The organism is Vogesella sp. LIG4 (assembly GCF_900090205.1).
Lineage (GTDB): Bacteria > Pseudomonadota > Gammaproteobacteria > Burkholderiales > Chromobacteriaceae > Vogesella.
In genome coordinates this window covers 1,704,115-1,715,214 of the sequence record NZ_LT607802.1, presented here as the reverse complement: position 1 = coordinate 1,715,214, position 11,100 = coordinate 1,704,115, and the positions used below count along the sequence as shown (strand labels likewise).

Annotated in this window: 9 protein-coding genes (1 of these 9 only partly in view); 5 read left to right on the top strand and 4 right to left on the bottom strand. The window is 64.6% G+C overall.

Annotation, left to right across the window (positions count from 1 at the left end):
- Both PSELUDRAFT_RS08020 and PSELUDRAFT_RS08015 read right to left on the bottom strand, forming a co-directional pair.
- On the bottom strand, positions 1-583 hold the 5' end (the start) of the coding sequence (locus PSELUDRAFT_RS08020; protein WP_088966352.1) for a CaiB/BaiF CoA-transferase family protein. Its footprint begins 611 nt before the window's first position; 583 of the gene's 1,194 nt are visible here — the first part of the coding sequence; it begins with the start codon at positions 581-583; its stop codon lies beyond the left edge, outside the window.
- A gap of 167 nt (positions 584-750) precedes the next feature.
- Positions 751-1,938 carry an acyl-CoA dehydrogenase gene (locus tag PSELUDRAFT_RS08015; RefSeq protein WP_088966351.1) on the bottom strand — a complete coding sequence of 396 codons (1,188 nt, stop codon included), beginning with the start codon at positions 1,936-1,938 and terminating at the stop codon, positions 751-753.
- A gap of 153 nt (positions 1,939-2,091) precedes the next feature.
- On the opposite strand from PSELUDRAFT_RS08015, the gene PSELUDRAFT_RS08010 reads away from it, so the two are divergent.
- Positions 2,092-2,877 carry an IclR family transcriptional regulator gene (locus PSELUDRAFT_RS08010; RefSeq protein ID WP_088966350.1) on the top strand — a complete coding sequence of 262 codons (786 nt, stop codon included), beginning with the start codon at positions 2,092-2,094 and terminating at the stop codon, positions 2,875-2,877.
- Between the two features lie 73 nt (positions 2,878-2,950).
- On the opposite strand, the gene PSELUDRAFT_RS08005 is transcribed toward PSELUDRAFT_RS08010, so the two are convergent.
- On the bottom strand, positions 2,951-3,379 hold the full coding sequence (locus tag PSELUDRAFT_RS08005; RefSeq protein WP_088966349.1) for a CBS domain-containing protein: 429 nt from the start codon (positions 3,377-3,379) through the stop codon (positions 2,951-2,953).
- A gap of 175 nt (positions 3,380-3,554) precedes the next feature.
- Entirely contained in the window at positions 3,555-4,427 is an 873-nt protein-coding gene (argB, locus tag PSELUDRAFT_RS08000; protein ID WP_088966348.1) for an acetylglutamate kinase, read from the bottom strand.
- A 166-nt stretch (positions 4,428-4,593) separates the two neighbouring features.
- Here argB and PSELUDRAFT_RS07995 point away from each other — a divergent pair, with 166 nt between their 5' ends.
- From PSELUDRAFT_RS07995 to PSELUDRAFT_RS07980, 4 genes are all read left to right on the top strand, one after another.
- Positions 4,594-5,244: a TetR/AcrR family transcriptional regulator gene (locus tag PSELUDRAFT_RS07995; RefSeq protein ID WP_088966347.1), complete on the top strand. Its 651-nt coding sequence runs from the start codon at positions 4,594-4,596 to the stop codon at positions 5,242-5,244.
- Between the two features lie 38 nt (positions 5,245-5,282).
- Entirely contained in the window at positions 5,283-6,353 is a 1,071-nt protein-coding gene (locus PSELUDRAFT_RS07990; protein WP_179947576.1) for an efflux RND transporter periplasmic adaptor subunit, read from the top strand.
- A 10-nt stretch (positions 6,354-6,363) separates the two neighbouring features.
- Positions 6,364-9,414, top strand: coding sequence for an efflux RND transporter permease subunit (locus tag PSELUDRAFT_RS07985; protein ID WP_088966346.1), 3,051 nt, complete (start codon positions 6,364-6,366; stop codon positions 9,412-9,414).
- A gap of 102 nt (positions 9,415-9,516) precedes the next feature.
- Positions 9,517-10,821 (top strand): TolC family outer membrane protein, encoded by a 1,305-nt coding sequence (locus tag PSELUDRAFT_RS07980; protein ID WP_088966345.1) that lies wholly within the window; start codon positions 9,517-9,519, stop codon positions 10,819-10,821.
- Positions 10,822-11,100 lie beyond the last annotated feature (279 nt).

Here is an 11,100-nt window from a genome sequence, read left to right as displayed (position 1 = left end):
GGCCCTCGCCGGTGCGGTTGCGCGCGATCAGCGCCGCTTGCACCGCGTTGGCCGCATACAGGCCGGTGAACAGGTCGGTAACCGCCACACCCACCTTGTGCGGCTCGCCATCGGCCGGGCCGGTGATGCTCATCAGGCCGGACATGCCCTGCACGATATAGTCGTAGCCCGGCAGCTCGGCATACGGGCCGTCCTGGCCGAAACCGGTGATGGAGCAGTACACCAGCCGCGAGTTCACCTTGCGCAGGCTGTCGTAGTCGAGGCCGTATTTCTTCAGCCCGCCCACCTTGTAGTTCTCCAGCAGCACGTCGGCCTGTGCGGCCAACTTGCGCACGATTTCCTGGCCGGCAGCGGTGGTGATGTCCACGGTCAGCGACTGTTTGCCACGGTTGGCCGCCAGGTAGTAGGCGGCGGTGCCGTCCGCCAGGCTGGGCGGCGCCCACTGGCGGGTGTCGTCGCCGCTGCCCGGGCGCTCCACCTTGATGACTTCGGCACCGAGATCGGCCAGCAGCTGGCCGGTCCACGGGCCAGCCAGTACGCGGGTGAGATCCAGAACCTTGATACCGGACAGTGCTCCAGACATAACGCCACTCCTTAATGTGTTCAACGTTGGCCGCAAGGGCCGGATATCCATGCCGCTGGGCGGTCCCACCGGCATGGATACAAAAAAACGGCCCGGTCGCACCGGGCCTCAAGGACAGACAGGAACCAACATTCCGCCGGGGTGGAGGCCGCCGGCGGAACATTACATCAGGCGAATGCCTGAATACCGGTCTGGGCTCGGCCCAGAATCAGGGCATGCACATCGTGCGTGCCTTCATAAGTGTTGACAGCTTCCAGGTTCATCACGTGGCGGATGATGTGGAATTCGTCGCTGATACCATTACCGCCATGCATATCACGGGCGATGCGGGCGATGTCCAGCGCCTTGCCGCAGTTGTTGCGCTTGATCAGGCTGATCATTTCCGGTGCGGCGCGGCCTTCGTCCATCAGGCGGCCTACGCGCAGCGCGGCCTGCAGGCCCAGGCTGATTTCGGTCTGCATATTGGCCAGCTTCAGCTGTACCAGCTGGGTAGCGGCCAGCGGGCGGTTGAACTGCTTGCGATCCAGGGTGTACTGGCGGGCGCCGTGCCAGCAGAACTCGGCGGCACCCATCGCGCCCCAGGCGATACCGTAGCGTGCCTTGTTCAGGCAGCCGAACGGGCCTTTCAGACCGCGAACTTCCGGGAAGGCGTTTTCTTCCGGCACGAACACGTCGTCCATCACGATTTCGCCGGTGATGGAGGCGCGCAGCGAGAACTTGCCTTCGATCTTCGGCGCGGACAGGCCTTTCATGCCCTTTTCCAGCACGAAGCCGCGGATCTCGCCTTCGTCATCCTTGGCCCACACCACGAACACGTCGGCGATCGGGCTGTTGGTGATCCACATCTTGCTGCCTTTGAGGATGTAGCCACCGTCGGTCTTGCGGGCACGGGTCTTCATGCCGGCCGGGTCGGAGCCGGCATCCGGCTCGGTCAGGCCGAAACAGCCAACCCATTCGCCGGTAGCCAGCTTGGGCAGGTATTTGTCTTTCTGCGCTTCGGTACCGTAGGCCCAGATCGGGTGCATCACCAGGCTGGACTGTACCGACATGGCGGAGCGGTAGCCGGAGTCGACACGCTCCACTTCGCGGGCGATCAGGCCGTAGGCCACGTGCGACAGGCCGGCGCAGCCGTGGGTGTCGATGGTGCAGCCCAGCAGGCCCAGTTCACCCATCTCGCTCATGATTTCGCGGTCGAAGCGCTCTTCGCGGTTGGCAGTCAGCACGCGCGGCAGCAGGCGTTCCTGACAGTAGGCGTAAGCGGCTTCGCGCACCATGCGTTCTTCTTCGGTGAGCTGATCGTTAAGCAGAAGTGCATCGTCCCACATGAAGGGTGCACGAGCGGAATTGGCGGCCATTGCGTTTCTCCTCTGTACTGTTCCGCGTTGCGGAATTCAGTTCTACAATGCAAAATAGACTAACAAGCCGGATGCGGTGTGTAAAGTTTTTTTCTTTGACCACGGCAGGCGGTGATCTATTCTTGCCACTCTGTTGAGAAGGGACTGGAAGCAATGTCGTTGTTACCGCAGGAAGACGAAGAAAAGGACCGCCTGTTCGTGGTGGCGCTGGCGCGCGGTCTGCGCGTGCTGGCGGCCTTCCAGCCAGGGGAAAGCGCGCTGTCCAACCAGGTGCTGGCGCAACGTACCGGGCTGCCCAAATCCACGGTGTCGCGTTTGACCTACACCCTGACCAAGCTGGGCTATCTGTCGCAGGATGGCGAAACCGGCTACTACCGGCTGGGGCTGGCCGTGCTGGCGCTGGGCTCGGCGGTGCTGGGCAGCTACGACATCCGCCGCATCGCCGCACCGCTGATGCGCGAGTTCGCACTGAAGAACACCATCTCCATCAGCCTGGGCATGCGTGACGGCACCGACATCGTGTACCTGGAAACCTGTCGCAGCCAGGCGCGGGTATCGGTACAGCTCACCGTAGGCTCGCGCGTGCCGCTGGCCAGCACCGCCATCGGCCGTGCCTGCTATGCCGCGCTGAACCATACCGAGCGTGCGCAGCTGGACAGCGACCTGGCCGCCCGCTACGGCAAGGACTGGCCGGCAATGCAGGAGCGGCTGGAGCAGGCGCGGCAGCAATACCTGCAGCGCGGCTACAGCGAATCGTTCGGCGAGTTCGAACGCGACGTGATGGCGGTAGGCGTGGCACTGCCCTCGCCCGCCCCCGGCATGCCGGCGCTGTGCCTGAACGCCAGCGGCCCGGCCTTCGCCTTCAGCCCGGAGCTGATGCGCGGCCAGATCGCCCCGGCGCTGATGCAGCTGGCACGGCAACTGGTGCCCGGCCACTGAGCAGGCCAGCTGCCGTCAAAAAGCAAAAAGGTTGGCCGCATGGCCAACCTTTTTCTTGTCTGCGCCAGCGGATTCAGGCGCGGATGTAATTCACCAGCTGCTCGATCACGAACTGCTGTTCGTCTATGGTGGCGCGCACCAGATCACCGATCGACAGCAAGCCCAGCACCTTGTCTTCTTCCAGCACCGGCAGGTGGCGAAAGCGCTTCTCGGTCATCAGCGCCATGCACTCGGCCACCGTCTGCTCCGGCCTCACGTACACCACCTTGCTGGTCATGATGTCGCGCACCTTGGTGCCGGCCGAGGTACGCCCCTGCAGCACGATGCGCCGGGCGTAGTCGCGCTCGGAGAAAATCCCCAGCACATCACCCATGTCCATCACCAGCACCGCGCCGATATCGTGCTCGGCCATGATCTGCAAGGCCTGGAATACCGTAGCGTCCGGCCCTACCGTAATCAGGCCACCCTTTTTTTGCGCCAACAACTGTCGCACAGTCTGCATGCCACCTCTCCTCTTGCGGGAAAAGACAAGTCAACGCCGGCTAGCGGCCTTAACACTATAGATAGCATACGGTCGCCCCTACAGGAAAACCCGGTGCAAGGCGCAGCAATTGTCAGACAGTCATAACGAAAAGGGCCGCACGCGGCGGCCCTGGTAGCAATGCGCAGAGTCAGGCTCAGCTGGCCTTGATCATGGTACCCACGCCGGCATCGGTGAGGATCTCCAGCAGCAGCGCGTGCGGCACGCGGCCATCGATGATGTGCACCGAGTTCACGCCGCTCTTGGCAGCATCCAGCGCCGAGCTGATCTTGGGCAGCATGCCGCCGGAAATGGTGCCGTCGGCGAACAGCTCGTCCACCTTGGCCGCGGTCAGGCCGGTAAGCAGCTGGCCCTGCTTGTCCAGCACGCCCGGGGTGTTGGTCATCAGCACCAGCTTCTCGGCGTTCAGCGTTTCCGCCAGCTTGCCGGCCACCACGTCGGCGTTGATGTTGTAGGCCTCACCGTTGCTGCCCACGCCGATCGGCGCCACCACCGGAATGAAGTCGTGGCTATCCAGCAGCGCCACCAGGCTGGGGTCGATGTGCTCGATGTCGCCCACCTGGCCGATGTCGATCTGCTCATCGGATTCCGACTTCAGGAACAGCTTGCTGGCGCGGATGAAGTGACCATCCTTGCCGGTGATGCCCACCGCCTTGCCGCCGTGCTTGTTGATCAGCGACACGATTTCCTTGTTCACCAGGCCGCCCAGCACCATCTCCACCACGTCCATGGTTTCGCTGTCGGTAACGCGCATGCCCTGGATGAACTGCCCCTCCTTGCCCACGCGCTCCAGCAGATCGTTGATCTGCGGGCCGCCGCCGTGCACCACCACCGGGTTCAGCCCCACCAGTTTGAGCAGCACCACGTCCTTGGCGAAGTCTTCCTTCAGCTGGTCGTCGGTCATGGCATTGCCGCCGTACTTCACCACGATGGTCTTGCCATTGAAGGAACGGATATAGGGCAGGGCTTCGGCCAGGATGGCGGCCTTGTCGAGGGGGGCTACGCTCACGTCACATTCTCCAGTACGCGTTAACTGGCCGCGCGGGGGGATGCGGCCAACATCAAGTGTTGCATTCTACCCAAGCAGTTTAGTGAATATCGATTTATTAATTGCTAACAGTTGAGTAGTTACCCTAAAGTGCCGCCATTACTGAACCAATATTCAGAGATGCAAAATGAGTCAGGAATCGAACTGCCCGATCGCCCGCTGGCGCCGCCGCAAGGAAGTGCGCCCGGCCGAGATCCTCGACGCCGCGCTGCAGCTGTTCGTCGACAAGGGTTTCAAGGCCACCAAGATGGAAGACATCGCCAAGGCCGCCGGTGTCACCAAGGGCACGCCCTACCTGTACTTCGAGAACAAGGAAGACATCTTCAAGGCGGTGGTGCGCGAGAACCTGGTAACCCGCCTGGCGGGGTTTGCCGAGCTGGCCAAGCAGTACGACGGCAGCAGTGCCGAGCTGCTGCGACTGATGATGCGGCGCTGGTGGCAGGAGGTAGGCGAATCGCCGCTGGCCGGCATCTGCAAGCTGATGTTCGCCGAGGCCACCAACTTTCCCGACCTGGCGCGCTTCTACTACCGCGAAGTGATCGAACCCAGCCACAACATGCTGCTGCGCATCCTGGAGCGCGGCGTGGCCAGCGGCGAATTCCGCAGCCTGCACCCGCACGCGGTGGTGGACACCCTGGTGGCGCCGATGCTGCTGAGCATGACCTGGCAATGCTCGCTGGGCCGCGTGCTGGAACACGACCAGCACCGCAACCTGCCGCCGCTGGACTACCTGGAAATCGCACTGGACCTGATGCTGAACGGCCTCAAGGCCGATTGAGCAAGCCACACAAAAAACAAGATCCACGAGGAATCATCATGACCCCGCAATACCGCACGCTGGCGCTGGCCAGCCTGACGCTGCTGGCGCTGGCCGGCTGCAAACAGGAAGTCCAACCGGTGGAGGAAATCCGCCCGGTGCGCTACGTGGTGGCCGGCAGCGACAGCGCCGGCAACAGCCGCCAGTTCAGCGGCGAGATCCGCGCCCGCCACGAAAGCCAGCTCGCCTTCCGCGTGGCCGGCAAGATCATGGAGCGCCGCGTGAATGCCGGCGACAGCGTGAAGAAGGGCCAGGTGCTGGCGCTGCTGGATGCCAGCGACTACCGGCTGGACACCGCCGCCAAGCAGGCGCAGCTCAGCGCCGCACAGGCGGAACTGGGGCAGCAGGAGGCCGACCTGAAACGCTCGCGCGAACTGCTGGCACAGAACTTCATCAGCTCCGCCCAGGTGGAGCGCCAGCAGACCACGGTGAACGCCGCGCGCGCCAGCCTGCAGCAGGCGCAAGCCGCGCTGTCCGCCAGCCGCAACCAGGGCAGCTACACCGCGCTGCTGGCCGACAGCGATGGCGTGATCGGCAGCATCAGCGCCGAGCCGGGCATGGTGGTTGCCGCCGGCCAGGCAGTGGCACGGCTTGCGGCCAACGGTGAGCGCGAAGTGGCTTTCCAGGTGCCGGAAAACGCCGTGGCCGCAGTGCGTCAGGCCAGCGGCTTCAAGGTGAAACTGTGGGCCGACGGCCGCGAGCTGGATGCACGCCTGCGCGAGCTGTCCGCCGATGCCGACAGCGCCACCCGCACCTACGCCGCGCGCCTCACCCTGCCGCAGGCGGACAGCAACGTACGCCTGGGCATGACCGCCAGCGTGCGCGCGCAGCTGGCCGGCCAGGGCAGCACGCTGCGCCTGCCGCTGGCCGCCATGCTCGACACCCAGGGCAAGCATTACGTGTGGGTGATCAACGGCCAGCAGCAGGTTGGCCGCAAGGCGGTGGAAGTCGGCGACATCGACGGCGACAGCATTGCCATCACCCGCGGCCTTGCCGGCGGCGAAAAGGTGGTGACCGCCGGCGTGCACCTGCTGCGCGACGGCCAGCACATCACCCTGCTGCAGCAGTAAGGGGCCGGCGATGAAGAAACTCAACCTGTCGGAATGGGCGCTGCGCAACAGCTCGCTGGTGCGCTACCTGATGATCGTGCTGATGCTGGCCGGGCTGTTCTCCTACACCCAGCTGGGGCAGAAGGAAGACCCGGAATTCACCTTCAAGGCCATGATGGTGCGCGTGCTGTGGCCCGGCGCCAGCGCGCAGGAAACCGAGCAGCAGGTCACCGACAAGATCGAAAAGAAGCTGCAGGAAATGGGCGAGCTCGAATATGTGAAGAGCTACACCAAGCCGGGCGAGGCCACGCTGATCCTGTCCATTCGCGAGGAAGTGCCGCCGAAGAACGTGCAGCAGCTGTGGTACACAGTGCGCAAGAAGATCAGCGACATGCAGTACACCCTGCCCGCCGGCGTGCAGGGGCCATATTTCAACGATGAATTCGGCGACACCTTCGGCAACCTGTACGCCTTCACCGGCGACGGCTTCAGCTACGAGGACCTGCGCAAGTACGTGGAGCAGGCCAAGCTGGAAGTGCTGCGCGTACCGGACGTGGGCAAGGTGGACATCGTCGGCGAGCAGGAAGAGCGCATCTACGTGACGCTGGACAGCGCCAAGCTGGCCGCCATGCAGCTGGATGCCAGCACGCTGTGGGCAACGTTGGCCGCACAGAACGCCATGACCCCGGCCGGCAGCTACGACACCGCCGGCGAGCGCATCTGGGTGCGCGTCAGCGGCAGCTACAACTCGGTGCAGGCCATTGCCGACACCCCGCTCTCCGCCGGCGGCAGGAGCTTCCGCCTGGGTGACGTGGCCAAGGTAGAGCGCCAGTTCGTCGACCCGCCCAGCTTCGGCATGCGCTTTGACGGCAAGCCGGCCATCGGCCTGGCGGTGAGCATGAAAACCGGCGGCGACGTGCTGAAACTGGGGCAGAACCTGGAGCAGGTAATGGCGCAGTTGCACGCCAAGCTGCCGGTAGGGGTGCAGGTGGACGCGGTATCCGACCAGCCCAAGGTGGTGAAGAACGCGGTAAGCGAATTCATGCACTCGCTGGTGGAGGCGGTGGTAATCGTGCTGGCGGTGAGCTTCTTCAGCCTCGGCCTGCGCACCGGCGTGGTGGTGGCGCTGTCGATTCCGCTGGTGCTGGCGATGACCTTCCTCGCCATGTACTTCTTCAATATCGACCTGCAGCGCATCTCGCTGGGCTCGCTGATCATTGCACTGGGCCTGCTGGTGGACGATGCCATCATCGCGGTGGAAATGATGGCGCTGAAGCTGGAACAGGGCTGGAACAAGTTCCAGGCCGCCACCTACGCCTACACCAGCACCGCCTTCCCGATGTTGACCGGCACGCTGATCACCGCCGCCACCTTCCTGCCGGTGGGGCTGGCCAAATCCAACGCCGGCGAATACGTGTTCAGCCTGTTCGCCGTGGTATCGCTGGCGCTGCTGCTGTCGTGGATCGTCGCGGTGGTGTTCACCCCCTACCTCGGCTTCCACCTGCTGCCGGCCAGCCTGGCCGGGCATGAACATGGCGACGTGTACCAGAAGCCGTTCTACCGCCGCTTCCGCCGCGCGGTGGAATGGAGCCTGGACCACCGCAAGACGGTGATCACGCTGACCCTGGCCGCATTCCTGCTGTCCATGGTGGCGTTCAAGCTGTTCGTGCAGCAGCAGTTCTTCCCCTCCTCCAACCGGCCGGAGCTGCTGGTGGACATGTGGCTGCCGCAGGGCGCCAACTACGCCGCCACCCAGCGCGAAGTGGCCAGGCTGGAGCAGAAGCTGCACGGCGACGGTAATGTTGTCAGCGTCACCAGCTATGTCGGCGGCGGCAGCCCGCGCTTCTACCTGCCGCTGGACCAGCAGCAGCAGCACTTGAACTACGCGCAGCTGATGGTGATGACCCGCGACGAACACGTGCGCGAAAACGTGAAACAGAAGCTGGAGCAGCTGTTCGAAAACGATTTCCCGCTGGTGCGCGGCCGCGTCACCCGGCTGGAGAACGGCCCGCCGGTGGGCTACGCCGTGCAGTTCCGCGTGATGGGCCCCGACCACGACCAGGTGCGCGCCATTGCCGCCCGGGTGGAAGACCTGCTGCGCAGCCACCCGGCGGTGCGCCACGTCAACAATGACTGGGGCGAGCAGGTGAAGGCGCTGCGCGTGGACATCGACCAGGACAAGGCACGTGCACTGGGCATCTCCAGCCAGGGCTTGGCGCGCCAGCTGCAGCTGCTGCTCACCGGCAGCAGCGTGACCGAGTGGCGCGAGGGCGACAAGGCCATCGCCGTGGTGGCGCGGCTGTCCAACGACGAGCGCCGCAACGTGGCCGCTCTGGGCAGCCTCATGATCCAGACCGCCAGCGGCAAGTACGTACCGGTGGCGCAGATCGGCCATATCCGCTACACGCCGGAAGACAGCATCATCTGGCGCCGCAACCGGCTGCCCACCATCTCGGTGCGCGCCGATGCCGCCGACGGCGTGCAGGCCTCCGATATCTCGCTGGCGCTGTGGCCCAAGTTGCAGGCCATGGAGCAGACGCTGCCGCTGGGCTACCACATCGAGCTGGGCGGCTCGCTGGAAGCCAGCCAGAAGTCGCAGGGCGCCATCGCCAAGGTGCAGCCGCTGATGCTGATCATCGTGTTCACCCTGCTGATGCTGCAGCTCAAGAGCTTCCAGCGCACGCTGCTGGTGGTGCTTACCGCACCGCTGGGCATGATAGGCGTCACCCTGACGCTGATCCTGTTCGGCGCGCCGTTCGGCTTCGTGGCCATGCTGGGGGTGATCGCGCTGGCGGGCATGATCATGCGCAACTCGGTGATCCTGGTGGACCAGATCGAAAGCGACATCGCCGAGGGCATAGACCGCTTCGAGGCGGTGGTCGGCTCCACCGTGCGCCGCTTCCGCCCCATCATGCTCACCGCGCTGGCCGCCATCCTGGCAATGGTGCCGCTGACGCGCAGTACCTTCTGGGGGCCGATGGCGGTAGCCATCATGGGCGGCCTGCTGATCGCCACCGTACTCACGCTGCTGTTCCTGCCGGCGCTGTACGCCGCCTGGTTCCGGGTAAAACGCCCGGGTTAGCGACTATTAATAAACTCTGGGCTGAAAGGTGGACGACTATGCGTTATGGTCTCGGTTTCAGCCCGCTTCAGAACTGATAGATAACTCGATGCAGGTAATTCGATGAAAGTGCAAACCCAGCTGATAGTTGCCGGCATGCTGGCCCTGTGCGGCAGCCTGCCGGCCGCCGCCTTCGATCTGGCCGCCGCGGTACAGGCCGCCCGCGACTACGATGCCGGCTATGCCGGTGCGCGGCAGAGCCTGCTGGCCGGCCAGGAAAAAGCGGTACAGGGCCGCGCCCTGCTGCTGCCCAGCGTGGGGCTGTCCGCCGGCATCACCCGCACCGACCCGATCCGGCCGGATGCCGACCCCTACCACAGCAGCAGTGTCGGCGTGCAGCTGAACCAGCCGCTGTTCGACGTGGCCAGCTACACCGGCTACAAGAAAGGCCGCATCAGCAGCGAGCTGGCCGAGGTGCAATACAGTGCCAGCGGCCAGCAGCTGATCGCCGACGTGGCACGCGCCTATCTGGACGTGCTGCTGGCCGAGGACGTGCTGAGCGCCACCCAGGCCACCAAGAAGGCGTTCGAGCACCAGCTGGCGCAGGCGAAGAAGGCCTTCGAAGTCGGCACCGCCACCATTACCGACACCCATGAAGCGCAAGCCGGCTTCGACGGCGCCCTGGCCAGCGAAATTGCCGCCATGAGCGACCTGGAAATCAAGCGCAACACCCTGGCCAAGCTCACCGGCCTGAAGCCGGAGCAGATCAACCACCTCAAGGGCCGCGTCGATCTGGGCAACGAACTGGGCACCCTGCAAGCGTGGCTGGATCGCGCCGAAGCCGGCAGCCTCAACATCAAGAGCGCGCGGCAGCAGGTACAGCTGGCCGAGGAAAACCTCACCGCCGCCCGCGGCAAGCACCTGCCCACCGTGGATCTATCCGCCGGCTACAGCATCAACCACGCCACCGACCCCGCCAGCCGCCTGAGCGGCCGCGGCAGCACCGCCGGCAACAGCGTGGGCGTCAACCTGACGCTGCCGCTGTACGCCGGCGGCGGCATCAACTCGCAGGTGCGCGAGGCTGCGGCCAACCTGGAGAAATCGCGCGACGACCTGGAACTGTCCCGCCGCGAAGTGGCACTGGCAGTGCGCAGCGCCTGGCTGGGCGTCAGCAACGGCGCCGCGCAGGTGAAGGCGCAGGAACAGCTGCTGGTCTCCGCCAAGAGTAAGCTGGACGCCACCCGCCTGGGGCGCGAAGTCGGCGTGCGCACCAACCTCGACCTGTTGAACGCCGAAAGCAGCTATCAGGACGCGGTACGCGCACTGGCCTCGGCACGTTACAACCTGTTGTATGCACGCCTCGCCCTGGCGCTGGCGGCCGGCGAACTGGACGACCAGGCAGTAGCCAGCGTGAACCGCTTCTTCTGAGCGGCGCGCAACATGGCGCCAGGCCGTGCCGGCGCTGCACAAAGCACAACGGAATGACGGGCTGAGCCCTAATTTTCAGCAAACGCTCCCGCGGGTCTTGCCAAGGCCGGCGGGAGCGTTTTTACTTACACGTCGGCCGCAATGCGGCACGCAAAACCGCATAGCGAAACAAACAAGCACCCGCAAAATCATGGGTGTTTAATTTATCAATCGCATGTGGCTTTTTGCTAAACACGGGTCTAGAATGCAACACATGCTCTAGCCCCGCCGGCGCCCCCC